Source organism: Streptomyces sp. PR69 (assembly GCF_026420845.1).
Lineage (GTDB): Bacteria > Actinomycetota > Actinomycetes > Streptomycetales > Streptomycetaceae > Streptomyces.
On the sequence record NZ_JAOWCB010000053.1, the window covers coordinates 1 to 25,243 of the forward strand.

The window sequence follows — 25,243 nt, forward strand, 5'->3', positions numbered from 1 at the left end:
TTTGCGCGGTGAAGTTGCGCCCCACGAGGTCCGGCACCGACCCCGGTGCCCCTTGGGTCAGCGACCACCGCTTCGGCCGCGGCTGACAGGGCACCAGGCCCACGTTGCGCATCAGCTGGCGGACCAGCTCCGGGCCGGCGGCGACCCCCACATGTCGAACGCCTTCTTGGTGAGCAGTCGCAATTCCTCGCGCCGCCGGGCGGTTGCGGTATCGGTCCGGTTTCTCCAGTCGTAGTAGCCGGTCTTGGACGCGCCGAGTTTTCTGCACATGAACTCGACGGAGTACGCGCACTCCGCGTCGTCGAGCCGCATCGAATCGATGAACTCGTACTTGCTCGCTACCGGGGATCCCTCGTGAAGTACGCTGCGGCTTTTTCAGGAAGTTGTTCTCCTGCTCAAGTTCTCGGTTCCGGCGTGGCAGCTCCTTCGATTCGGCACGCTCGTCCACCGGCAGCGGCCCGTCCTGCTGTCCGTGCTCGCGCTCATACTGGCGCAGCCAGGTGCGGAGCGTCTCGGGATTCACGTTGAGTTCCCGGGCGACGTGAGCGACCGGCTTGCTGGATTTCAACGCCGACTGGACCGCTTCTTCACGGAACTCCGGCGAGTACGGACTTGGACGTGCCACTTGCTGCTTGCCTCGATTCCTTACTGGACAACCCTATTGGGTCCCTGTCCGGGATCTTCGGGGCCCCTCACGTTCGGTGCCGCTTGGAGCGGTCACTGGTTCAGCGGTCTTCGGCGCGGACGCGGTCGGCGATGCCTTGTGTCAGCTCTTCTGCCTGGTCCTCCAGGTTCCACTTGCCGTCCTGGTAGGCGTGGTTGCTGACCCAGTAGACCAGGACGCCGTCGCGCAGCGATCTCGTGAGGTATGCCAGCGACCAGTCGTTGCCGCCGTTGTGCCAGACGATCCGTCCGTCGGGGGTTTCGCGGACGGCCCAGCCGTATCCGTACGAGTCGTCCAGGCCGGGCATCCGCACGCGCGGCGCGAACAGCTTCTGCCTGGCCCGTTCCGGCAGCACCTCGTTGCCCGAGAGGGCACGGTGCCAGCGGAAGATGTCCTCGGCGGTGGAGAGCATGCCGCCGTTGCCGCGCAGGTTCCAGTACGGCCCGTCGGCGGCCCAGGGGTGGTCGAAGGGCCTGCCCTTGCTCCGCCCCTCGCTGTCGTACTCCACGGCGACCAGGTGCCGCGGCCACCGGGGCAGCACGTATCCGGTCCGGTCCATCCCGGCCGGGGCGAACAGGTGCCGGGCCAGGAACGGCTCGTACCCCTCCCCGGACGCCTCTTCCACGATCACGGCGAGCAGGCTGTACCCGGTGTTGGAGTAGTGGAACTCCTCTCCCGGGGCGGACCGCTGCTTCGAGGCGAGAGCCCGGCGCACCAGCTCGTCGCGCGAGACGGGGTCGTAGTCGTCGCCGAGCCCCTCGACCAGGCCCGACGTGTGCGTGAGCAGCTGCTCGACCGTGATGTCACGCTTGTCCTCGGGCACCGGCCCGAGGAACCGGCTGATCCGGTCGCTCACCCGCAGCCGGGCCATCACCTCCAGCTTCAGGATCGCGGCCGCGGTGAACTGCTTCGTGATCGACATGACGTCGTACACGGTCCGGCAGCTCGCGGGAGTGCCGGCGGCTCGGTCCGCCGCCCCGAAGCCTCCGCAGTACGCGAGTTCGTCGCCGCGCGCGGCGATCACGGTGCCGCCCGCCCCGGCGGGCAGGACACGGTGGAGGAAGTCGGCGACCGACTCCCCGTCGCGTGCCTTCGGGGCGGCCGCGGCGGATCCGGTGGCCGGCTGCCCGGCGGCGGGTTCTTCGACGCACGCGCCCAGCGTCATCAGGACCGCCAGGGCGGTGACGGCGGCACGGGTGCGACGACAGCGGGGCAGACCCATATGACCTGTGACCTCCAACATCGGGAATCCGCACCGAGGTTGACCGTCGCTGCCGCCGTTCCTCAAGCTGTCAGGGTGTTCGAGCTTGTGCGAACCCGTGTACGTCCAGCTCACCAGGGGGGACCACCATCATGACCACCGCACCGCCCACACCGCCGGACACCGACGCGGCCGCCTTCGTGGCGGCGCTGCGGCGCCTCAAGGCATGGTCGGGTCTGAGCTACCGCCGACTGGAACGCCACGCGGCGGACGTGGGCCACTGTCTGCCGTACTCCACGGCGGCGACCATGCTCGGCAGGGACCGGCTTCCCCGCGAGGAACTCGTGGCCGCGTTCGTCGCGGCGTGCGGAGTACGGGGCGACGAGGCGGAGGCATGGCTGGACGCCCGCACCGACATCGCGTGCGGTCCCGCACCGGCGGACGCCACACCCACACCCACGCCCACACCCGCGACGCCTACGGACGCCACACCCACGGACGCCACGCCCGCGAACATCGCACCCGCGGTCGCCGCACCGGCGCGCACCAGGCCATGGCGGACGCGGTGGACACTCGTCGGCGCGGCGGCGCTCGTCACTGCGCTCCTCGGCGGGGCGACGGCGTCCGGCATCTTCACCGACGACGAAGAAGAGGTGCTGGAGACGCCGACGTCGGCCCGCCTGTGACGCATCACGGGCGAACCGACGTCTCGGCGTTCGGACGTCTCGGCCTCTTCGAGGGCGTACGGAACTGTCCGCCCGAGCTCCTGGATCCCGTGCCGCCCGGCTTGGCAACGGCGCGGGCAGTCGCGCGGCCGTGGACCGGCCTCGACCGGGGTGGACATACACATCCTTGCCAAGCACCGATCCACTCCGGTGCGTCAGCACGTTGCTGACGCACGCACCGGCCCTGACCAGCGAGCTGGGAAACGATCACGGCGATGGCGGGAAACCACCAGCGTCTGACTACCGCAGCGCCACCTCAGCCTCGCACAGGAACTCCAGCGGCCGCATCGCTCTCGCCGACCGCACGGCGGCGTCAACGGCTGGGCTGCAGCTGCTGAAAGCGCCAAGAAGAAAAACACCTACTAACCGGCGCCGCCCGGCGCCCACCGGCCCGAGCGACGGCCGGCACACCCCGGCCCTCCCCGCGCGAAGCCGAGCGGGGAGGGCCGAACGGGTCAGTGCGTGATTCGCCGACCTAGACTGACCGTTCGAGACCGTCGGCCGCGCTCACCCCGTGGAACACCGGCACCTCTTACCTGGCCAACCTCACGGCCTGACGCCCCACGGGCCCTTTCGGCCGGGCCGCATCGGGGTGGGCGGAGCCCACCCTAGGCCGGGACCAGGCGACGGGGCGGGAGGACCGCCTGTATTCACCCGACCGGGTGCCAGGGCGAGGCGAGAGGTGCCGAGCGGTTGTGGGTTCTGGCTGGACCGCATCGCACCGCACCGGCCACCCGGCAAGCGCACCGCACCACCGCACCCGCCCCGCGTACCCGCATCCGGCTCCGGCGCGTGTCGCTGTCTGGCGTGGGTGCGGTCGCGCGCACCACTGCGCCGATGACGCGCCGCATCGCGGGACGTCGCCGGGGTTGTGCCGGGTGCGCTGGGTAATCGGCTGCCCCCCTTGACGCTCGGAGGGGGGCTTGTTGGTGTATCGCGGGCTTGCTGGCCTGGTGTGTTGTGGGTTCGTTGAGAGAGGCCGGGTGCACGGTTCCAGCGGGCAGTTCGGGGTGTGAGCTGGGGTTGTGTCGTGTGCGCTGAGTGGGACCGGGCTCATTGTGGGTTTCGCCAGCGCGTAAAGGCTCGGTTGGTGTTTGTGCTGGTCAGCGCTGTTCTGGCTGGTTGGTGGGCGGGGGTTAGCGGCTGCGGGTGGGGCGTCTGTGTTGTTCGGCGAGGTGGTCGAGCTGTACCGCGTCGAGGGCGGCTTTGGTGATGCGTTCGGTGCCGTCGTGGATGGCGGTGATGGCTGCCTGGCGGATGAGGCGGGTGAGGGATCCGATGCGGCCGGCGGTGCGCTGGTGGAGGTAGGCGGCGTGGCGGGGGAGGGTGCCGGGTTTGTGGTGGTGGAGGTCGAGGGCGTTTCGATGTCGGTGATGACGTCGGTGAAGGGTTGGCGGGTGCCGTGGCGGGCGGGGAGGGGGCCGCAGTGATGAGGGTGGCGCGTCCGGCGAGTTGGGCGCCGCGGGTGCCGCTGAAGAGGGGGTGTCGGTGACGTTGATGCCGGCGTAGACGAAGGTGGCGGCCAGGCGTTCGGTGAGGTCTTTGAGCAGGTCGGCGGTCTGGGCGCCGGTGGTGGTGCGGGGGTTGAGGCGGTGGATCTCGTCGACGAGGACGAGTTGGACGCCCGCTTGGGTGTAGGCGTGGCAGACGGCGTCGGTGATCTGGGTCTGGGTCATGCGGGTGGTGGTGGGGATGCCGAGGTAGCGGGCGAATTCGGTGATGAGGGTTTTCGCGGTGGCGCCGGGCGGGACCAAGACGTACGCCACGGGTGCCGCGGCGTGTGCTGATCCGGGCGGTGCGGGGTTTTTGCGGGTGCGGGCGAGGCGGCAGGTGCGGCCGACGTTCAGCAAGGCGGTGGTTTTCCCTGCTGCGGCGGGTCCGGTGACGATGAGGGAGGGCCGTGCGGTGGTTTGCTGGTGGCGGCCGAGGATCATCAGGGTGCGGACCTGGGTGGCGAGCTGGCTGACGGCGGGGGTGCGGATGGTGACGAAGGCGGAGTGGTAGGCCAGGCGTTCTTCGGTGCTGCGGGGCGGGGCGGGGCGTTGGGCTGGGGCGGGGTGACGGGTTCGGTGGTGGCGAAGCGGTGCCAGCCCTGCCAGGTGGTCAGGGGCCAGGACGGCTCGGATCCGCCGCTGTTGTGACGGAGCAGTGATCTTCAGGGAGTTTGGCCGTTCTGGTCTGGCGTCCTGGTTTTTCGTTGGGATTTTGAGTTGGGGGAGCGGTCGGGTCTAAGTGTGATGGGCGCGGCCTGGGGGTGTGTTCGGTTTGGTTGTTCGGGCGGATGGCCTGGAGTCCGGTAGTTGGGTGGGAATGATCTTGTGTTTCCCGTAGGTGTAGTGGCACGTCTATGCGCGACTGAGCTCTCCGGGCTTCGTTTCGGGTTGATGCTGGTCAGTGGCGTGTGTGGGTGAGGAAGACGCGGAGGGGGTCGTTCGCGTTGCCAGCCAGGCGGGGGAGTCCGAGTTGGTGGGCGATGAGGGCGAGGGAGTCGTCGGTGTCGTGGTGTCGGCGGCTCGGCAGGGTGGTGAGTGCGCGGGCGAGGGTGACGGTTTCGGGGTAGGTGATCAGGTCGCGTGCCAGGAGTGCGGGGGAGGCGCTGCCCGTGGTGGTCATGTGGGGGTTGGTCGCGCGGAGCTGGTTGAGGCGGGTGTGCCAGCGGTGGGTGAGGTGTTGTTGATGGTCGTACCAGCGGGTGGTGATGGCGCGCGCTGTGATCCAGGCGGTGACGGCGCGGGGATGCCGTAGCAGGCGCTGGTGGGCGTGGTGCGTGGCGGCGAGCTCGGGCACGTCTCGGGTGCGGACGGTGGAGGTGAGTCGTGGGTCGGGGGCGGCTTGGTGGTGGCGTGGGCATACCAGCTGGTGCGGCGGTGGGTGGATCCAGGCGGTGTCGGTGGCGTTTTGACTTCGGTGGCGGGTGCACAGCGTGCAGGCACGGACGGGTTGTTGCCCGGCATCGAGTCGTTTCCAGTTCGCGGCCGCCTCGGTGTCGTGGGCGGTGTCGCTGAGAGGGAGATGGGGCAGGGCGCACGTCAGCTGGGGGAGCGGGGTGCGGGCCAGGACGGCGAAGCGCCGGGCCGCGCCCGGAGTGAGGATGAGTTCGGCTGTCGGTGGCGTGCCGTGGCCGGTCAGGGTCGTGATGCCGGAGCCGTCGAGGAGCTGGGGCAGCGTCAGCTGGTAGGTGTCGGCCAGGCGTTGCACGTATGAGGCGGTCGCTTCGCGAGGCAGTGGCCGTACGCGGAACACGCCCGGCGCGGTCAATGGGATCCGATGCCATGCCCCTGTGGTGACGACGCTGCGCTGTGCGGTGCCGGCCCCTGCCGCAGCACGGGCCGCGACGTCTGTCGGGCTCACGGGGTGTTGGTGCTCCGGGCCCGGGGGCGGTGGTGCTGTTCGGCGAGGTGGTCGAGGCGGATCGCGTCGAGCGAGGTTTTGGTGATGCGTTCGGTGCCGTCGATGAGGGCGGTGATGGCGGCCTGGCGGATGAGGCGGGCGAGGCTGCCGATGCGGCCGGCGGTGCGCTGGTGCAGGTATGGGGCCAGTTGAGGCAGGGTTCCGGTCCGGTGATGACGCAGGTCGAGCGCGCCTTCCATCGCGTTGACGAGGTTACGGAAGGGCTCTTCGTCGCCGAGGCGGGCGGGGAAGGCGGCGCAGTCGATGAGGGAGGCGCGGCCGGCGAGCTGGGCGCCGCGTACGCCGGTGAACAGGGGGTGGTGGTGACGTCGATGCCGGCGTAGACGAAGGTGGCACCGATGCGTTCGGTGAGGTCTTTGATCAGGTCGGCGCTCTGGGCGCCGGTGGTGGTGCGGGGGTTGAGCCGGTGGATCTCGTCGATCATCACCAACTGGACTTTGGCGGCTGTGTAGGTGTGGCAGACGGCGTTGGTGATCTGGGCCTGGGACATGCCGGCGGCGACGGGGATGCCGAGGTAGCGGGCGAACTCGGTGGCCAGGGTCTTGGCGCTCGCGGCGGGCGGGACCAGGACGTAGGCGACGGGAACCTGCCCGGCCGCTGCTTCAGCGCCGTGGCGGCGGATGTGGGCGAGGTGGCAGGCGCGCCCGACCTGGAGCAGGGCGGTGGTTTTCCCGGCGCCGGCGGGGCCTGTGACGATCAGCGACGGCCGTGCGGTGACGGTCTGATGGCGGCCGAGGATCATCAGGGTGCGTACGTTCTTGGCGAGCGCGTCGATGGCCGGGGTGCGCACAGTGACGAACCGCGAGTGGTAGGCCACGCGTTCCTCGAGGCTGCGGCGCGGCGCCCCGGGTGGGGGAGGAGCCGCCACAGGTGTGGTGGCGAAGGCCTGGAAGCCGTCCCAGGTGGTCACGGACTGAGGCTGCGGATCAGGGGCGTTGCTGGCGGCGCTTGCCGTGGCACCGGGAGACCGGTCCGCTGTCGACGGGGACATGGTGGCTGGCGCATCGCTCGTGCCCGGAGAGGGATTCACCACTGCTCGGCTTCCGCTTCGGCGTCCCACAGCCCGTATCCGCCTGCCTCGGCCGGCGCCGCGCTGGTGTTTTCCGGGTCGCCAGGGCATGACTCGGTCGCCAGGCCAGTTCCGATGAGGTCGTCCAGGCTCTCGCTCCAGTCCGGTTCGGGGGCGGGTGCGGTCTCTGCTTCGAGGGGGCGCCGCTGGCCCGGCAGGTCGGGCAGCTGCGCCGCTGTACCGCGGGCACGACGCCTTTTGCGGTGGTTGGTTTCGTGTTCTGTCCCGGCGGGGCTGCGGGTGTGGCGTAGGAGTTGGTCGAGGGCGTCGGCGAGGTCGGCTTCGTGCTGCTCGCGGCCCCCGCGTTGCTCGACCTCGGTCTGGATGTGGCGCCAGGTGGCGTCGTTGAAGGGCTGGTGGACGTGGTCGCGGTGGATCCACGGAATTTCGTGGAGCTGTCCGTCGGTGAGGCGGACGAAGATCTGGCGGGCGTCGTGGGGGTTGTGGTGGACCTCCCATTTGCCGTCCCTGGCCGCGACGGGGGAGCGCTGGCTGCGGTGGGGGTCGAGGACGGGGTGGTTGTAGGTGCGGTAGTCGAGGCGGATGCCGCGTTCGGTGATGGGCTGCCAGCGCACGGGCAGCAGTTCGAGGTAGTCGGCCCCGCTCAGCGGCACCGGCACATATCCGCTGATGGTGATCAGCGCGGCCCACATCTGGTTCGGCGTGAGGGCGGTTTTGGGCAGGACGGGGTGGCGCAGTCCGTCGTGAGGCCGGTTCTGCCAGCCGCAGGTGATCCACTCATCGAGGAAGTCCTGCAACTGCGGGATTGTCCACCGCGCCTCGGCCTCCATCGCGGAGCCGCGGCGCTGGGGGTTGGAGCCGGTGTGGCCGGCGACGTGCTGGCAGAACAGGTCGTTGATCGAGCCGAAGGTCCGCTCCACCACGGCCTTGGCCTGCGGCCGTCTCGGAGGGGCGGGCTGCACGCTCACCCCGAGGGTCTCGCAGGCGGCGACGAAGCCCTGCGAGAGGTAGATCTTCCCGCGGTCGACGACGATCGTCTCGGGCACGACCACCGGCCGTGCGGCTGCTCCCTCCAGGCGCTCGTCCAGCGACAGCATCCGCTGATACGGCACCTCCGCGTGTGACAGATGAAGCGACTGGGGCCAGGCCGGCCGGGCAGGATGCGGGACAGCCATCTCCGCCAGGAGCAGGGCGGCGTCGACGGCTTTGGTGCTGTGCGGGCGCAGGACGGCGGCCAGGACGGAACGGGTGGCGACGTCGACGGCGATCGTCAGCTCCGGCCGGCCCAGGCTGCCGTCCTCCGGGACGGCCATGATGTCCAGGCGGGTGGTGTCGATCTGCACCTGCTCCCCGGGCCGCAGCACCACCGGCGCCGACGAGGCGCGGACGGGTGCGGTGGCGGTACGCGCTGGAAGTCCTGGACGATCGGCTGGGTCGGCCAGCACACTCACCAGCCGGTAGAACGTCGACCGTGACGGCATCTCCACCACCCCGCGCCCGTGCACATCCTCCAGGATCTGCCCGACCAGTACCTGCAGCCCCTTCACCGTCCCCTTCGACCGGCCCCGCTGACGCCGCAGCGCCTCCAGCACCGCGGCCACGACCCGCTCGTTGGCATACCCCGTCGGATGACGGCCACGGGCCGGCACTGCGCGCTTGTCGACCAGCCCCCACAACCCCTGCTTGCGGTAGGCGTGCCGCATCCGCTCCACCGTCGTACGCGTCACCCGGGCGAAGCCGAGCGCTGCCAGTTCCTGCGCCTTGGCCGCGTCCCGCTGCGCCAGCGTCCACCGCTCGGGGTCGTACTCCGGCCGCATCGTCTGTCCCTCACGGCCGCCCTCAGAGCGCGGCCACCCGGTCTCCACCTCACGGATATGGGGCAGCCAGGCCAGCGCACGCTGCTGGGCCGCCAGCGGAACAGTCTCGAACAGACCCCACTGTGGCACCGCGTCCGGTGTCCGCGCGCCCACCACTTCAAAGCCCGGATCGGCGAACAACCGCCCCAGCAGCAGGCTTGTTTCGGTGCCGTTCTCCTGCAGCAGGTAGACCTGCTGGCCCTGCAGGGCGGCGACCTGCCAGGTCTGTCCCCGGTAGGCGACGTGCGCGCCCACCTCCATCACCGGTCGCTGGCTCTTACCATGTGTGCCGCCCACTGTGCTCACCCCTTCTCTTGGCCGCCGCCGGTGCTCAGCTGCATTTCGGCGCCCCATCACGTTCTGCGGCAGCGCAGATTAGCGCCCGCTCGTGTAGTGGCTCATCAAGAGGCGTCGTCAGATGCCCGCACCACAGCGCGTGGTAGGCGGCGGGTAGCACCTGCAAGGGATCGCCCACCGCCGCTGTCCCCTCGCCCAGCGGCCGGGGTTCGGCGAACGCTTCGGTCAGCGCGGCCCGTAGCCCGGGTGGGCCCTGATTGCGTGGGTGGCGGTAGCCGGCCAGCCACCGCAGATTCGCTGCCACCACCGCTGGAGGTGGCTTGAGACGCCGGTACGCCCAGCCCACGCGTGCGCACGCCGCCTCCAGGACCCCCCGCGCCCGCTGCGCCCTGTCTCCACCGGCGGTCGGGCTTGAGGGACAGTCGGCGAGCAGGCCGGTGCCGTCCGCGTGCCGGGCGAAGAGCTGGGGCACCCACGAGCGCACCCGCCCGTCGGACGTGTCCCGCCACAGCAGCCGTACCGGGCGCGCGGACAGGCCGGTCACGTCCGGATCCCGGTCCAGGATCATCAGCTGGATGAGCATCGCTGCCGAACCGTGCACCACGTGCCGTCCGGTGGTCGCCGACCACCACCAGCCCGGCCCCCACCGGCGGCCCGGCACGACCGGAAACGCGGATACCGGCGCCAGGTCCTCGAACCGCACCGACATCGCCGCCTGATCCCACGCCAGCTGCGTCGCCTGTCCGGCAGCAGTGGAGAAGGCGGCCTCGACTCCCGTACCGCTGACCCCTGCGGCAGCCTGCCCCACCAACCTGCTGTGCCCGTGCCCCTCCATCCCCAACACCCAAGCGCACGCAAGGCTGTTGAACGCCGTGATCCGAATCCGCCACCCGAACGGGTGAACGGCGCTCCGGCATGGCGGCGCGCCCGTCCCGTCAGGACTCCGGTGATCCCGAACGCAGGCCGCCGATTCTCGGTGCAGGTGAGGCGATGTCGGTGGCATGCGGCAGCATCGGGCCATGACGCAGATGAACAGAGAATGGGCGGTTTTCAGCATCTTGGCGAGATGGGTGGACAGCGCTGCAGTGGTGAAGGCCAGTTGAACAGCCGATCTCTGCTCCCCGCGAGGGGCTACCCACCCGGAGACGAGCGCCGCTACGCCGACGACCGGACCCCGGACCGCGTCAAGTGCTCTCTCCGTCAGTGTCACGGAGCAGAGTGATGCGGGCGGTGGTCAGCAGCGCCTGCTGATGCGGGTGGAGCCGGTCCCACTGGGCGATCTGCAGGTGCGCCCAGCGCCGCAAGCTCTCCGGGACGGGCCCGCCTGCGGAGCCGAGGGCGCGGTATTGCTGCCAGGTGCGGTGCCAGGTGTAGGGCCAGGGTGGGTTCCACCACGGGTCCAGGGCAGTGAGCGCCTCAACGGTGGTGGTGGAGAGGACGCCGGCGCGTTGTTTGCGGCGTTGCTGGCACAGCCATCTGCCGAGGGGGAAGCCGGCATGCTGGGTGTGTTTGTCCGGGGTGAGGTGGCCGTGTCGGGCGGCGTAGGTGCGTGCGTGGTGGAGTCCGGGGCTGGCGGGGTAGGAGCGTGTGGCCGGGGCGGGCCGTTCGCCTACGACGGCGTGGGGTGTGACGCCGAGGGCGGTCAGGAGGTCCTGCTGGCCGGGGTGGAGATGCTCCCAGGATTCCTGCTGGACACGGATCCAGCGGCACAGGCCGCGGGGAAGGTCCGCGTCCGCTACGCCGCCTGCGCTCGTGGCTCGGAGGCGGTGGTAGGCCTGCTGCCATTGCAGGGGCCAGGGCGGATTCCACCACGGATCGAGCATGGTCAGGGCTTCGGCCCGGGTGGGGGAGAGGCGGCCTTGACGGGCGCGTCGTCGTTGCCAGGCCAGCCACTTCCCCAGCGGGAACCCGTCGAGGACGGTGCTGGCGGGCGCGGCGATATGGCCGTACTCGGCCGCGTAAGCGCGAGCTCGTGTGAGCGCGGTGTCGAGGAGATCGGGCTCGGCGCGGGGATCCGGTGGTTGGGCGGCTCGGGCTGTTTCGGCGGTGATGCCGATCTTGGTCAGCAGGCGGTGCTGTTCGGGGTGGAGTGTGCCGTAGCCGGTGCACTGACGCCTCAGCCAGCCGGCCAGCTCCTTCTCAAGAACCCGAATGCCGGTACCGCTGCCGTCGGCTGCGGACGCGGACTCTGACCGCTCGCGTATGCGCCTCCAATTGCGTTGCCACTCCAAGGACCAGCTCGGATTCCACCACGGGTCGAGCGCTGCGAGGAGCGTGCTGACCGGCCATGTCCCGCCTGTACTGCGATGGTGCTCCCGCGCCTGGTGGCGCTGTTCGCTCAGCCACCGGCCCAGCGGAAACCCCTCAGGACAAGCTTTCAGGGGCGCGGCGAGGTGGCCGTGTGCGGCGGCGTAGGCGCGTGCGTGGGCCAGCCCGGGGCCCGTGCCGCAGAGCTGGACGATGATCTCGTGGGGGCGAGTGGCGGCGGTCTCGGCGGTGATGCCGATCTCCGCCAGCAGGCGCTGCTGCGGCGGATGCAATTGCTTGTAGCGGGTGCACTGTACGGACAGCCACGTGGCCCAGCCGTCACTGCCCTCCGGCCAGCTCCCTTCTGCAGCCCCTTGGCGCCGGTCTTGGGCATGAGCGCGGATCCGGTGCCAGGTGCGCTGCCACGCCAAGGGCCACGGCGGGTTCCACCACAAGTCGATCGCGTCGAGCACCTGAAGGTACGCTGGTTCGTCCTGGCGGCGGGTGAGGCAACGCTGGGCAGTGAGCCACTTCCCGAGCAAGAACCCCTGGTACGAGACGTTCTTGGTGGCCAGGGCCAGGCATCCGTGTTCGGCGACGAAGGCGCGCGCACAGGCAACAGCCTTATCGATGCCCGCTGTCCGGCTCGTTCGGCGCGGGCGTGCGCTGCCGGCTGCCTGGGCCGTGATGCCGATGTCGGCCAGCAGACGGCGCTGTTCGGGGTGGAGTGAGCCGTAGTCGGTGCACTGCAGGTACAGCCACTCCCCGGTCAGCACGTGGGTGTCGGAAAAGCCGTCGGCGGCGTTGAGGGGGCCGTGGCGCCTGACGTGGTCGCGGGCGCGGTAGTAGGAGCGCTGCCACTTCACCGACCAGGGGATGTTCCACCACGGATCCACCTCCTTCAGGGCGGCGGCCTTTTCTTCAGGCAGGGCCAGGGCGTGGGCCTGCTGGTTGTGCACCCATTTCCCCAGGGCGAAGGAACCGACTGGGGTGTCGCGTTGGGTGGCGAGGTGGCCGTGCTGGGCGGCGTAGGTGCGCGCGTGGGCCAGGCCGGCGGCGAAGGCCCCGTCGGCGTGCACGCTGTGGCCCCGCAGCCGTTTCTGAGCCGGCAGACCCTCTGTGCCTGCAGTCTGCCGACGCTGGTAGCCCGCGAGAACGTCGGCGAGAGGCCGGGGCCGGAGCGCCAAGGGGACCTGCCACAGCCGCTGTTCGTCGTCTCCACTGCCGCCCTTGGTACGGATGCACTGGTACGTCCAGGCAAACAGCGGTCCGTGGGTGCAGGCGGCCAGACGCTCGGTGAGCCACGGTCGCCGCACGCGATGGCCCAGCTCGCTGGGCACACAGGGCACATCAGCCAACCGGTAGGGGAGGTGACCACCACCGTCAGTAGCGACACGGAGCCGCCAGGCCGGGCTGGCCAGAAGCGTGGCGAGGGCTACGGTCTCGGGGTAGGTGACCAGATCCCGCGCCAGGATCCGCCACCGCTGCGGATCCTCGCCCGCGGGCATGGCCGCCTCCAGCCGCATCGGCCACAGGCGCTCCTCGGGCCACTTCTGCGCCCACCACCAGGCGGTGACCGCCTCAGCAACCTCGAATGCCGAAGCAGCGACGGGACGGCGGCGCAGCAGCCTCCGGTGATCCTCCTGCGCCTGGACCACCTCCGGGCATCCGGCCAGCCCGACGACACGGCCCCCGCTGCCAGGCACGCTCATCAGCCAGCACCGGTGGCGTGGGCAGACTCGCTGGTGCGCCGCCAGGTACACACGGGCTGGTGCAACGCGACCGGTCCGCGCAGCCACACAGCCCGGGCAGGCCGGGCCCCAGGCGGCAACCGTCTCGACCCCGTTGTGGAGCCGCGCCGTCGGCCTCTCCTTCGAGGGGCCCAGCGGCTCCTGCCGCGTCCAGGCCGGCAACGCACGGTGTAAGCCCACCTGCGGCACACGACACAGCGCCGCGACCCGGTCCCGGCCCGCGACGTTCAAGAACACCTCGCTGTCGCCCCGCAGAGCCCCAACGACGCCCTGCTGGCCAGCCACTTCGGTAACCGACGACAGCAGACTCCGCACCGTCAGGCCGTACCTGTCCGCGATCCGCCCCAGGAACGACAGCGTCATCTCACCCTGCAGGGGAGCCACCCGAAAGGCACCCGCAGCCAGCAACAGCTTCCCCACCCATTCCGTCGTTTGCGACAACGATCGTGCTTCGGCTCAACGAGCAGGTCCGGGCTCCCGGCCGCTGCCGGGGTCAGTAGTCGAGGTCGAGGTAGTCGATGTCGTTGAGGGTGACGTCGGAGAGTCCCAGGGCGCGGCTGCCGTTGTCTTGGAAGTAGATCTCTTTGAGTCCTTCGGCGATGATCTGGCGCATCTGCTGGTCGCTGGCACCCGTGTTGCGGGCGTCGAACAGGCGCTGCGCGTACGCCGGGGGGAGATGCACGGTCAGGCGCCGGAAGCGCCCGTCGTCGGTCGTACCGATGGGCGCGGTGTACCCGAACCGGGCCCTGGTCTCCACCGTGATGCCGCGCGTGGTGGCGGCCTGCTTCTGGCGGCGCTTGCGGACCTGCGGCTGCCACCGCTGCCGTACCGCGTCGTCGATCCGGTCCGCGATCGCCTTGGGCGGGTGCTTGCGTTCGCCCTTGCGATAGCGCTCCACCGACCGTTGGCTGACCCCGAGCTCCGCCGCGACGGCCTTGGTCGTCTTGAGCTGCTTCATCAGGAAGTTGATGCGGGCCTGGAGGGTCTTGGGCGGCTGGCGGGTGAACGCTTCCCGGTCGGCGCGTTCGATGGCGTCGTCGATCTCTCCCACAGCGCCTACTCTCCTTCGTCGAGGACAGCGTCGTGTAGGTTCGCGCCGCCAGTGTCATTCCGGACCACGGTGACCTGCTGCTTGTGCTTCTGTCTCATCGGATGTCCCGCGGTTTCCGTCTCAGTTCGGTGGCATTTCCTCATGCCGCATCGCCTTGCTGGCCCTCGTCGGGCTTCCAGGTCTGGTCGAACCAGGCGATGAAGTCCTTCACGGTTCCGATGCGGGCGATTCTCTCGTGGATGGCTCGCTGGTCGTGGCCGGGGAGGAAGTCGCCCCGGCTGATGGGCTTGCCGCATCCGCAGTTGCACTCGCGGCTGCCCAGCGGGGAGTCGAAGTAGGTGATGGGGTTCTGCTGGGCGCCGTTCGGGGCGGGATTGCCGACGTAGTGGTCGTGGACGGGGTGCCCGGGGGCGAGGATGCGGCCTTCGAACGCCCGTCGCCCACCAGGGACGTCGACGATCCGGTCGATCTCCATGGCCTGGCGGATGATCCCACCGCCGTTGACGACCGCGAACCGCTCTCGCTCGACGCGCTTTCCGGGCATGACCCAGACACCGCGGGCGACCTCGTGGAGCTGCTGGTCGGACAGCCCATCGATCCAGCCGATCTGCGAGCGCTGGAGAGGATCGCTGTTCGGGTCGACGTCCTTCTTCTTGCCGAGGGTGATCTGAATCATCGCGCCTCCCTGCGAGGCCGCCTCGGGTGGTCGGAGATGCCGAGACAACCTGTTCAGGATAGACCACGGACCTCCGTTATAACGGGGTATCTCTGGTTCGAGTCCCGGAGGGCGATCGGCTTTGTCCCGTCTCGCTGGAACTGAGGCAGGACGTGCTCTGACCTGAGGTGCCTCAGATCGAACGAGACTTCGACGACTGTCCTGTCTCGCTCAACCGAAAGCATCGATGGCGCGTTGCTGTGCTATTCAAGGGCCGTGACGACTTCCAAGATCTCCAGCAGACCTTTCGACGCAGTGCTGTGCGACCTCGACAACGTGATCCGCTTCTATGACACGACGGAACTGGCAAGCCTGGAGCGCGGTGCCGGGCTGGTGGAGGGGGCCACCGAGAGAGTGGCGTTCGCGCCGGAGATAGACCTCCCACTGCTCCTCGGTGAGATCACCGAGGAGCAGTGGGTGGAGTCCATTGTGGTGGTCCTCGCTGGTCAGATACCGGAGGCCCAGGCGCGCGAGCTGGGGACGGCGCTCGCCAACGCGCCATTCCGTGCCGACGGTGTCGTGGTCGACATGCTCGTTCAGGTGCGGACGCACGTGCCCTTGGTGCTGGTGACCAATGCGACCGTGGAGCTGGAGGACGACCTGGCGTTGCTGGGGCTCGCCGATTTCGCCGATCACGTCATCAGCAGTGCTCGGGTGGGGGTGGCCAAGCCGGACCAGAAGATCTATGAGATCGCGGCTGGCCAGGCAGGGGTTGCCCTGGACCGGTGTCTGTTTGTGGACGACCGACTTGAGAATGTGGAAGCCGCGGTTGGGCTCGGGATGACGGGTGTGCATTATCGTGAATCTGCTGATCTGCGTGAGGCATTGGCCGTCATGCTGGACCGTTGAGACAGGGGAGACTGGACAGCATTGCCCGGGTGGCGACCGGGCAGGTCATGGCGCCGGCCCAGGTAGCTGATCATTCCGAGCGAGAAGCCGGTCTCCTCTGCGAGTTCGCGGCAGGTGCGTCCAGCCGCGCGTTGGTCGCGGAGCCAGTCGAGATCGATCTGGCGCCAGCGGGTCGCTTTGCCGTCGCGCTTCATGCCGTATTCGCGGACCAGGACCTTGATCGCCTCGACGTTCACGTCGACGTGCTCCGCGATCCACTTGAGCGAGCGGTACTCGTCGAGGTAGAAGCGTGCGAGCTTCTCCCTGGGGAGATTCTCGCGAGCCCGGCGAACAGTCGCTCCTCTCTCCCACCTCGCGCTCTTCGCCTCCCCGGGAGGCGCCGGCTGCTCCTGCAGGACGAACCGGACAGCATCATGGCTGACGCCCAGGCGGCGGGCGGCCTGTGCTGTCGTCAGGCAATCGTCCCTGATGAGCCGGTGCAGCGTGCCGAGGTCGATGTCCCGCAGGTCGCACCCCGGCAGCAGCTCAAGATCGCGGATGATGTCCGCCGGGGGCTGCCAGGAAAGAGGCTCCCCGCGGACACCCTGTCGGGTGAGGAACTCCGCTGCGTGTCCTTCGAGTTGACTCATCAGTGCCGGAGTGAGATCCGTTTCGAAGGTCCGCAGCATGGTCCGCAGTTCCTGGGTGCTGGGCGCGTAGGCCGCCGGGGCGAGGGTTGCGGGGAGCCCGCTGAGCCGTTCGAACAACAGCGCTCGGGCGAACTGGTGGCGCCGCACTCCGCCGGCCTCGAATCCGATGTCCCGACAGAGCCGCGTCCAGGTGTCCAGCGGCAGCAGTCCTCGGTAGTCGACCGCGCGGCGGCGATCGTAGTCGATCGGCGATCCTTCCTGGTCAAGGTAGTCCGCCAGCACGGACAGGCCAAGACTGATGCCCCTGAAATGGCCCCGCTTCGTGAGCCTGAACGTCATGTGAGAGCCCAGCCTGTCTTCCACCGGTGCGCGAAGAAGACGGGCCGCCGTGGCGAAGTCCCCTGTGCCCCCGATCAGCAGGAGGTAGCACGACAGGGCAGGGCGGATGGTGCGCGAGAGGGCCCCGTTCTGGGGACTCAGCCGGGCGGACCAGGCCGGCCAGAGCTGCGTCGGAATCTTGCGGGCCCGCTCGATGACCCGCGTTGCCGCCGAGCGGCCGGGCCTGCGTGGCAGTCGATCCACGGTGCGATAACGCAACTGGTCAGTGCCCTTGAGGCGGGGTGCGAGGGTCGCGAGATGGATCGCGTCGAAAACCGGGCTGGTGTGGGCCCATCGGTGCGCGACCTTGAGCGGAATGCTGACATCGGCGTCGCTGATCAGGTGGCGAAGGGCGGCTCCGCCCTCGTGGACGTCGCCTTGCTCGAGGATGTGCAGGGCTGCGCTGACGGCGAGGGCGGCGGTCGCGGCCCGCTGCGGGGCAAGACGTCCCGGACGGGTCTCCTCGACAGGGTCGAAGGACCGCCGCTTCTCCGGCAGGGACTGCTGGTGCAGCGCCAGGATCTCCGGTGGGACGAAGCCCGCCAGCCGGTCGGGGTCGGGGACACGGCGAAGGAGGATGCAGGCCAGTGCCCGGAGGTCTCCGAACAGAGCAAGACTGGGCTGGGGATGGTCTTGATAGACGCCGAAGCCGGCCCGGCCGCAGGAGATGGCCTCCTCGAGGAGCTTCTGGGCCGCGATCACGGATCCCTGCGCGGCGAGCGTGAGGGCGGGAACCTCCTCGAACGGCTGACCGCAGCGCGCCGGCGGGGAGTCCTTCTCCGAAGGGCTGTGGCAGCGGCCCGGAGCGAGCGGGTGCCGGGTGGTCGCCGGGAAGTGCCGCGGCATGCGGCTGCAGCGCGGGCAGGCATCCACCAACAGCAGGCGGTGATCGAGGCAGGCGAAGGACCAGCCGAGCCTCCAGCTCAGCCGCCATCTGCCGCCGCTTGCGGCCAGGCAGGCCGGGCAGTATCGAGACCCGCGGGCCCGCCCCCAGACATGCCTCGCCTCCACCCGTCGCCGCCGCGCGTCGACCACGTGGACCCGTCCGTCGTAGCGGGCCAGGGTCATGCCGTGTGCCTGCGCCGGGGTAGGGCCGGCCGACCATGAGATGGCCGCCGCCTGGTCCGCGTCGAGGAGGGTGACCAGGCGGCCCAACATGCCCGACTCCACCGGTCGACAGGCGCCGCGGGGCAGCAGGCCCATCGAGGCCAGGACGTCGCCGGTGGTGGTGCCCAGTCGGTGGGCGATCGCCTCCCACCAGGAGTCGAGTGCCTCGCCCGACTGCGGGGCAAGGCGGATCGGCAGAGTCCGCGCGTGCGTCACCGGCGAGCCGCCGTCCGGCGGGTCCGTCGTGACCGCTGTCCCTTCAGAAGATTGCGTACGTCGTCCTGGGCCAGGTGGGCCGCCTGGTCGATCTTGACGCGGCTCAGAAGGTCCTCGTCGAGACGCTCGGCGCCGGTGCGGACGGCTCGCTGGCAGCCGCGGTTGATGAGGGTCATCAGCGAGCCGATGTGGCCGCTGGAGCGGATGAACAGGTAATCGAACAGGTCATCGGCGAGCATGCCCCGGTAGGTGCCGTGCAGAACCAGGCGCTTCTCCAGAGCCAACAGCAGCCGGCGCCACTGGCTGCGGCCCTGGTCAGTAGCCAGTTCAAAAGACCCCATGTCCAGACGGGTCGTGCGCCGGCCCGTCTGGGCAAGGACCGCGTTGTCGTAGGACTCGCCCTCGGAGAACAGTCCACGCTTGGCCAAACCGACCCCCACGAACAGCAACGTGACCGGGAACTCGTTCGCGACGTACTTGAAGTGGTTGCTCACCTCGACGCCGCCGGCCGCCCTCCAGCGCAAGAAGTGCAGATCGTCCACGATCAGCAGCTTCACATCGCAGGAGAGCACGCAGTCCAAGGCTCGCTGGGCGAACTGCGCGGTGGTGCCGGTGGTGCGGCCGGGGTGACCGAAGAACTCCAGCATCGCCCGGTTGAAGTCCTTCATCCCGGTGTTCCCGGTCAGGCCCACCCGACAGACAGGAAGCCGTTCGTGCCCGCCAGCGGTGAACGCGCCGCCCTCGGCAATCTCCCGGCGGTGGAAGTCCCGGGCGAAGGCCAGCACCGCGGTCGTCTTGCCCAGCCCGGGAAAGGCGTCCACCGCGACGGCTCCCTTGGCCTGGTCGCCGTCCTGCTGGTTGCTGTCGAGGATGTCCCACAAGTCCTCGTGCAGCTCAGCCAGTTGCGGCGTGCGCAACGGACCGAGATTCGCGTGCCAGACCCGCCGGGCATGGTCGTACTCCGCCTTCGCGCGCTCGCCCAGTGCCACGTACTCGCTGCGCGGCAGCAGTTCCGGCTGGACGCGCGGTGCTGCTTCCGCGAACGCCGCCCAGCCCTCCTTGCGTGAGAGCGTCAGCGCGTCCAGCCGGTGGGAATCTCCCTGCGTCCAGGTGCCCTCGCTGTTCACACGTCCTCCAGCGCGTCCACGTAGAAGTCGCTGTCGTCTTCCAGCTCCGCGACGTCGGCCTCGTCCGCCGCGTCGTCGTCGCCGGTCTCCTGCGCGGCCCGGGACGCGAGCTGTGGTGGTGCCGCGTCGGGCAGGTCCATCAGACGCCTGACGCTTGGCAGCGTCGCGACGCCCTCCTCGGGCTCGGGCAGGTCCAAGGCCGCCTGTTCCCGGGCGAGCCGCAGCGCCATGCGACGCTCGACCAGCGTCGTGCCCAGACCGAGGTTCCACCGCTCGAACAGGTCACGGACCGCGGCCTTGTCGTCCGGGAACCGGTCCCGGGCCGCGGCCAGGCGACGGGCGAACTGCAACGCCTCCTCGCTGACCGGCATGTCCCGACCCGGTGCGTGCTCCCAGCCCAGCGCGTGCCACCTGCGGCTCACAGGGTCGCGGAAGTAGACCGCGTTGATGTCGTCCGGATTCACAGCGATGGGCCACTTGCCGTCCCGCTCGCCGCTGTGCAGACCGCGGTAGGGGTCCAGGGCAGCGCCGTTGTAGCGGCGGGCGTCCAGGTCGATGCCGTAGTGCTGGATCTTCCGCCGTTCCACACGCAGGAACTCAAACGCCAGGTCCGGATCGCGCGGGGTCTCGATGTAGCCGGCCCGGTTCAGCCCGTGCTCGAACATCGCCGCCGGCGACATCCGCAGCCCCGGCACCCCTGGATCGACCAGACTGGTGTGCGGCCGGTGGTGATACACACAGGCCACCCACTCCCGGATGATCGCCTCCAGCTCGTGGAGGAAGAAGAACGCCTCCCCCTCCGGACGCTCGCCCCGGGAATGCAGATCGGGACCCTTGTAGCCGGGCAGGGCCTGCAACAGGTCCTCGCGCAGGGTCAGGAAGAACCTCTCCAGCGGGCCCTTATCCCGGCCCGTCCGCAGCCGGGCCGGCTGTACCGAGATCCCCAACCTGCGGCAGACGCTGGTCAGATGCTCCGATACGAACACCTTGCCGTGATCGACGAGCACTGTCTCCGGAACCAGCGCCGGCGACGCCGCCGAGCGCATCGGCCCCTCCCATGCGGCGACGTCGATCAGCACCGACCGCGGGATGCCGTGCTCGGGCCAGAGAGCGTGCGCCGGCCAGTCCTCCCCCGCGGGCCGGGGCCGAAACGCCTGGTAGAGAGCGACGCTGGCATCCACAGCCTTCGTCGACACCGGCGTGATCCTGATCCCCAGGACGCATCGGGTGTACCAGTCCATCGCGACGGTCAGCTCCGCCTGCAGCCACTGCAGCGTGACCGGGTCCAGTGAAAAGACATCCAGCCGGTTGGTGTCCATCAGCAGGTACTCGCCCGGCCGGGTCGGCCGCAACTTCCCGTAGACCCCTCCGGGCCGGGCGGCGATGTCCCGGTTCCGCTTCGTGCTCAGCCGAAACGTCGGATGCCGCCGCTCCAGATCCTCCAGGAGCCGATAGGCCGTCGCGCGACTGGGCAGGTCCGCTTCCTCGAACCCCCTGGCCAGTAACCGGGCCCGGGTCCGCTCGATGACCATCCTGCGCGACGGCTTGGACTGGCCCGTGTGCTCGACCATCACCTCCAACGCCGCCTCCGACCACACCTCCGCGTTCCGGTGCCCCGAACGCGGGCCGCTGCGGGCCGGCACCAGTCCCGCCTCACCGTCCCGGCGGAAGGCCGCGACCCACCGCTTGACCGTGCGCGCAGCCACCCCCAGTTCGGCCGCCTTCGCCGCATACCGGCTCTCCATCGGCTCGCCCGCCGCGTAGGCGGGACGAGGCTCCCCCACGGCCGACAACTCCTCACTGCCGCTGCGGAATCCGGTGAGCACCTCCCTGACATGCGCGGCCCGCTCCAGCACCTGCGTCCGCTCGCCGGCATCCAGCCGGCCCAGCACCACCGCCGCCGTCTCCCGCGGATCATCCGAGGCCGGCCCCGGCCCCGTAGGGATGATGCGGGCACGGTCGGAGAGCAGCAGTTCCTTGACGGCCAGCCGCAGCAGCCGTCCCCGGCCGTCCTTGAGGACCGCCTCGCCGCCCGCCTGCGTGCCAGCGAACTCCACCACCTCAACGATCTCGCCGTCGTAGGAGAACCGGCTCCCCACTCCCACGCGCACCGCGGCCCGGCTCACGACACCGTCCTCAGCACGCTGCCGGCACTGAGCGGGACGCTGAGATCAGTCAGCCACTGCCGCTTCCACAGCAGATGCAAGACCCCGGCCCGAACCAGCGGATTCGGACGACCGGGCAGGCAGGCAAACGCCTCTCCCAGCGTGTCCCCACCCACGACCCGGTCGCGTACCTCGTCGAGGATCACCGGATCGAACAGCCGCCCCGGCGGCGACTCCCCGTCCACCGCCTGGCCGTGTCTCTGCTCGGCCAGGTCCGGCTCGAACAGCCAGTCGCGGCGGTAGCCCGAGAGGAAACGGACGTTGGCCAGCTCGGCGTCCGGCGGCTCGCTCCACACCTCGTAGCGCCAGCCGCGGGACTCGACCGCCTCACGGGTCCAGGCGAAGGTGAACGCGTGCTCCGGCCGGGCCACCCTGTGGCGCGGCTTGACGTCGACGACCAGCGGGCCCGCGGTGGTGGCCATCAGGTAGTCCGGGATGTGCCGGCGCAGCTTGCCGTCCACTTCGGCTTTCAGCAAGAAGGGCTGGGCCACGATCGCCGTCACGTCCTGGTCGAAGTCGGCGTACCACAGCCGCGCGAGTTCCAGCCGCGACTCGTAGATCACGTGATCCGACTGCGTGCTCGACCAGTACGAGCCCGAATAGTGCTTCTGACCCATGTACCAGCGGAACGTCCGCCACGGCTCGGCCGCGTACAGCATCTCCAACGGCACCGACTCCCAGGCGAGACCCTCGCGCACCTCGTCTTCGACAAGCCGGACATGCACCTCTGCATCCACCATCCGCCCCAGTGCCCGTGTAACTGAACTTGATCCGCAGAACAGTTACACGGGCACTGGAGTACGAAGAGACACACGCATTTTCGATCACTCGAAAGGGTGATCATTCCGGGCTGGCATCTCAGCACCGCGTCATAGGTGCTACTCAGAAGCCGACTGCTGATGCAGGTCGAACCGGACGGCGTCGTGGCTGACGCCCTGTTCCTCAGCCCCCGATCCGAGGACGCCCACCAACGAAAGCGTCACTCTGATTTACCCGATTTCCGGTTGGATTGCGCCACGTGGGCTAGCGTTTCTCTCGCTCGTGCTCTGGACGCTGCGTTCACGATCCGGTGTTGTCGGTGATGGGGAGGTTGGTGTGGGGGTTCTCGCGCGGCTGCCGCTGGAGGACGGGGGTTCGGTCCTGCTGGCGACGACGGAGGAGCCGGACGGGCCGGTGAAGGTGGGACGGCTGGCCGACGCCGTTCAGGAGTTGCCGCACACGGTGCAGCAGGCGTTGCGGCCGGTGACGGGCATGGCACGGGCGGCGCTGGAGCAGCTGCGGCAGGCGGGTCCGGACGAGGTCGTCATCGAATTCGGCGTCGACCTGTCTGCCGAGGCCGGTGCCGTGATCGCCAGGACCGAGACGGGCTGTCACCTGACCGTGACTGTGACCTGGCATGCCGCAGCCGCATCCTCCACCGGCGAAGACGGCGCTGACGGCAGCCCGTGAAGGGCACGGCGAGCCCGTCGGACGGGGCGGGGCGGGGGTTTTCCCGGGCGGTCGCGGAGATCCGCACCGTGCGCGGCGTGGTCGCCGGGGCGGGTTTCCTGGCCGGTCAGGATCTGCTGGTCACCTGTGCTCACGTGGTGCGCGAGGCCGGCTTCGGGCCCGGGGACCGCCTGTCGCTGGCCTTCCCCGGCCAGCCCGAGGGCCTTGAGACGTGGGGGGTGGTGGAGGCCGGGACGTGGCGGGAGCCGGAAGCGGAGGATGTGGCGTTCCTGCGGCTCGATGGCACGCCGCCGGGCGTGCCGGTGCTCGCTCTGGGCAGCGCCGAGGGCTGCCGGGGACACCCGGCCAGCTCCTACGGCTTCCCCCGACAGGCCCGGCCCGGCGGGCACTTCGGGCATCTGACGGTGGGGCATGTCCTGGACAGCCCCACCGGAGCGTGGGCGGGGGGTCTGCTGCAGCTGACCGAGGCCAATGCCCTCACCGAGGGCTTCAGCGGTGCCCCGGTCGTCGATGACATCACCGGCCTGGTGATCGGTATGGTGACCGCTATCACCGCCGCCGACCGGCACTCCCGTGGCCTGAGCATCGCCTATGCGACCCCCGTGAAGGTCCTGCGCGCTCTCCGCCCCGACCTGGCCGAGCAGGCGCTGTGCCCGTACCCGGGCCTGAAGCCGTTCACCATCCAGGACGCCGCCTTCTTCCACGGCCGCACTACAGCGCAGGACATCGTCATCGCGGCGCTGAACGGGCCCGCCCGGGCGGTGATGCTGCTGGGCCCGTCCGGATCGGGTAAATCTTCACTCCTGCAGGCCGGAGTCCTGCCCGCGCTGGCCGAGGGGACGGCGGTGCCCGGTAGCGATCGCTGGCTGCCCGTGATCGTTCCCCGCCCCGGCCACGACCTGCTGGCCGCAGCCGAACGCCACGGCCTGCCCGGCGCCGTCTCCGAGGGGATCGAGGCCGCTGCCCGCCGCCTGCTGGACGAACAACCACCGCACAGCCGGGTGCTGTTGGTCATCGACCAGTTAGAAGAACTATTCACCCCCACCGAAGCGACAGACGGTGACAATATTGGTCCTGCCATCGGGCAACTGACACATCTGGCCAGGTCCCGGGCCCCGGTCACCCTGATCCTGATCATGCGTGACGACTTCTACGCGCCCATGGCCGCCCGCGCGCCCGCCCTGCTGGAGGCCGTCTCCCCACCCTTGAACATCCCCGCCACCCTCAGCGAACGCGACCTGCGCGCCATCATCGAACACCCCGCCGCCCACGCCGGACTGCACATCGAAGAAGGCCTGGCCAACCGCCTCATCGCCGGCCTGCTCGACCCGGTCGACAGCCCCCAGCCCGGCACAGATCCCGCAGCCGGCAGTGGCACGGCCCGCACCGCGCCGGTCACCTCCCTGCCCGCCCTGCAGCTCACCCTGCACCAACTGTGGCAGCGCCGCACCGACGGCCGGCTGATCCACGAGGCCTACGAACGCATCGGCACCGTCACCGGCGCCCTGACCACCTGGTGCAAGGACGTCTTCGACGACCTGCCCAAGCCTCACCACGACATCGCCCGCCAGATCCTGACCGCCCTGGTCCTACCCGCTCACCCCGACCACGCCACCCCCGCAGCCCGCCTCCAACGCCCCCTGACCACCCTCCACGCTCTGTTCGACCAGCCCCCACCAACCTCACGCCGGCACAACGACGTCGACGCCGTCCTGAACGCCCTCACCCGCCACCGGATCATCATCACCCACACCCCCCGCACGGGCCCGGAACCCCGCGAGCCCCTCGCGGAACTTATCCACGACTCCCTCGTCCGTGACTGGCCCGACCTGCGCGCCTGGGTCACCGAGGACCAGGACTTCCACCGCTGGCTCCACCGCACCGAAGAACAACACACCCGCTGGAAACACCACCAGGAAGCCGACCGGCTACTGCACGGCAGCGACCTTGCCGTAGGCACCGAATACGCCCGCCAGCGCGGGCTGCCCGCCCACATCCGCCGCTACATCACCAAAAGCCGCCACCGCGCCCGCCTGCGCATCTACTTCCTGGTCGGCCTGCTCACCCTTACCCTCATCGCCACCGGCCTGGCCAGCTGGCAATGGAACAACGCCATCACCGCCCGCCAACAAGCCATCTCCCGGCAACTCGCCGCTGCATCCGACAGCCTCATCGATACCGAACCGGACCTCGCTGCCCTCCTCGCCGCCTACGCCTACCGCACCTCCCCCACCGCTGAAGCGACCTCCAGCCTCCGCACCGCCGCCGCAACCCCCCTCCCCCACACCCTCACCGGCCACACCAGCGGCGTGAGCTCGGCGGTGTTCAGCCCGGACGGGCACACCCTGGCCACCGCCAGCCACGACGGTACGGCC

General features: G+C 69.8%; 17 protein-coding genes and 2 pseudogenes. 4 read left to right on the forward strand and 15 right to left on the reverse strand.

Going from position 1 to position 25,243, the window contains the following annotated elements; genetic code table 11:
* Positions 1 to 111: 111 nt before the first annotated feature.
* The 3 genes and pseudogenes from OF819_RS27835 to OF819_RS27840 all read right to left on the reverse strand — a co-directional run bounded on the left by OF819_RS27835 (position 112) and on the right by OF819_RS27840 (position 1,907).
* Positions 112 to 312, reverse strand: coding sequence for a hypothetical protein (locus OF819_RS27835; protein ID WP_267246416.1), 201 nt, complete (start codon positions 310 to 312; stop codon positions 112 to 114).
* Positions 313 to 442: 130 nt separating this feature from the next.
* Positions 443 to 625: pseudogene (locus tag OF819_RS29300) on the reverse strand (transposase); the annotation flags it as partial.
* A gap of 100 nt (positions 626 to 725) precedes the next feature.
* The gene (locus OF819_RS27840; protein WP_267246417.1) at positions 726 to 1,907 is read right to left on the reverse strand and encodes a serine hydrolase domain-containing protein; all 1,182 of its coding nucleotides are present in this window, start codon (positions 1,905 to 1,907) and stop codon (positions 726 to 728) included.
* Positions 1,908 to 2,017: 110 nt separating this feature from the next.
* On the opposite strand from OF819_RS27840, the gene OF819_RS27845 reads away from it, so the two are divergent.
* Complete coding sequence (locus OF819_RS27845) at positions 2,018 to 2,551, forward strand: hypothetical protein (protein WP_267246418.1); 534 nt, start codon at positions 2,018 to 2,020, stop codon at positions 2,549 to 2,551.
* Positions 2,552 to 3,726: 1,175 nt separating this feature from the next.
* Here OF819_RS27845 and OF819_RS27850 read toward each other — a convergent pair.
* The 8 genes and pseudogenes from OF819_RS27850 to OF819_RS27885 form a co-directional block, all read right to left on the reverse strand.
* The gene (locus tag OF819_RS27850) at positions 3,727 to 4,794 is read right to left on the reverse strand and encodes an ATP-binding protein (RefSeq protein WP_323748977.1); all 1,068 of its coding nucleotides are present in this window, start codon (positions 4,792 to 4,794) and stop codon (positions 3,727 to 3,729) included.
* A gap of 187 nt (positions 4,795 to 4,981) precedes the next feature.
* Positions 4,982 to 5,788: a hypothetical protein gene (locus tag OF819_RS27855; RefSeq protein WP_267246419.1), complete on the reverse strand. Its 807-nt coding sequence runs from the start codon at positions 5,786 to 5,788 to the stop codon at positions 4,982 to 4,984.
* A 149-nt stretch (positions 5,789 to 5,937) separates the two neighbouring features.
* Positions 5,938 to 6,911, reverse strand: a pseudogene (locus OF819_RS27860) (TniB family NTP-binding protein).
* Positions 6,912 to 7,027: 116 nt separating this feature from the next.
* Positions 7,028 to 9,148: a DDE-type integrase/transposase/recombinase gene (locus OF819_RS27865; protein WP_267246431.1), complete on the reverse strand. Its 2,121-nt coding sequence runs from the start codon at positions 9,146 to 9,148 to the stop codon at positions 7,028 to 7,030.
* Positions 9,149 to 9,218: 70 nt separating this feature from the next.
* The gene (locus OF819_RS27870) at positions 9,219 to 9,992 is read right to left on the reverse strand and encodes a TnsA-like heteromeric transposase endonuclease subunit (protein WP_416370640.1); all 774 of its coding nucleotides are present in this window, start codon (positions 9,990 to 9,992) and stop codon (positions 9,219 to 9,221) included.
* A gap of 376 nt (positions 9,993 to 10,368) precedes the next feature.
* Positions 10,369 to 13,602: a Helicase associated domain protein gene (locus OF819_RS27875; protein WP_416370641.1), complete on the reverse strand. Its 3,234-nt coding sequence runs from the start codon at positions 13,600 to 13,602 to the stop codon at positions 10,369 to 10,371.
* Positions 13,603 to 13,675: 73 nt separating this feature from the next.
* Positions 13,676 to 14,233 carry a telomere-protecting terminal protein Tpg gene (tpg, locus tag OF819_RS27880; protein ID WP_267246422.1) on the reverse strand — a complete coding sequence of 186 codons (558 nt, stop codon included), beginning with the start codon at positions 14,231 to 14,233 and terminating at the stop codon, positions 13,676 to 13,678.
* Positions 14,234 to 14,372: 139 nt separating this feature from the next.
* Positions 14,373 to 14,909 carry a hypothetical protein gene (locus tag OF819_RS27885; protein ID WP_267246423.1) on the reverse strand — a complete coding sequence of 179 codons (537 nt, stop codon included), beginning with the start codon at positions 14,907 to 14,909 and terminating at the stop codon, positions 14,373 to 14,375.
* Between the two features lie 255 nt (positions 14,910 to 15,164).
* Here OF819_RS27885 and OF819_RS27890 point away from each other — a divergent pair, with 255 nt between their 5' ends.
* Positions 15,165 to 15,797 (forward strand): HAD-IA family hydrolase, encoded by a 633-nt coding sequence (locus OF819_RS27890; protein WP_267246424.1) that lies wholly within the window; start codon positions 15,165 to 15,167, stop codon positions 15,795 to 15,797.
* Here the strand turns inward: OF819_RS27890 and OF819_RS27895 are convergent.
* Genes OF819_RS27895 through OF819_RS27910 form a run of 4 tightly spaced genes read right to left on the reverse strand, consistent with a single transcriptional unit; the run spans position 15,743 to position 22,159 of the window.
* Positions 15,743 to 18,127, reverse strand: coding sequence for a TniQ family protein (locus OF819_RS27895; protein ID WP_267246425.1), 2,385 nt, complete (start codon positions 18,125 to 18,127; stop codon positions 15,743 to 15,745). The genes OF819_RS27890 and OF819_RS27895 overlap by 55 nt on opposite strands.
* The gene (locus OF819_RS27900) at positions 18,124 to 19,254 is read right to left on the reverse strand and encodes an AAA family ATPase (protein ID WP_267246426.1); all 1,131 of its coding nucleotides are present in this window, start codon (positions 19,252 to 19,254) and stop codon (positions 18,124 to 18,126) included. Before OF819_RS27900 ends, OF819_RS27895 begins: the two co-directional genes overlap by 4 nt.
* The gene (locus OF819_RS27905; RefSeq protein WP_267246427.1) at positions 19,251 to 21,380 is read right to left on the reverse strand and encodes a helix-turn-helix domain-containing protein; all 2,130 of its coding nucleotides are present in this window, start codon (positions 21,378 to 21,380) and stop codon (positions 19,251 to 19,253) included. Before OF819_RS27905 ends, OF819_RS27900 begins: the two co-directional genes overlap by 4 nt.
* On the reverse strand, positions 21,377 to 22,159 hold the full coding sequence (locus OF819_RS27910) for a TnsA-like heteromeric transposase endonuclease subunit (protein WP_267246428.1): 783 nt from the start codon (positions 22,157 to 22,159) through the stop codon (positions 21,377 to 21,379). Before OF819_RS27910 ends, OF819_RS27905 begins: the two co-directional genes overlap by 4 nt.
* A gap of 355 nt (positions 22,160 to 22,514) precedes the next feature.
* Between OF819_RS27910 and OF819_RS27915 the strand changes: the two genes are divergently transcribed.
* Both OF819_RS27915 and OF819_RS27920 read left to right on the forward strand, forming a co-directional pair.
* The gene (locus OF819_RS27915) at positions 22,515 to 22,868 is read left to right on the forward strand and encodes a CU044_2847 family protein (protein ID WP_267246429.1); all 354 of its coding nucleotides are present in this window, start codon (positions 22,515 to 22,517) and stop codon (positions 22,866 to 22,868) included.
* A 68-nt stretch (positions 22,869 to 22,936) separates the two neighbouring features.
* Positions 22,937 to 25,243 (forward strand): trypsin-like peptidase domain-containing protein (locus tag OF819_RS27920; protein WP_267246430.1); only part of this gene is annotated, 2,307 nt, incomplete at its 3' end.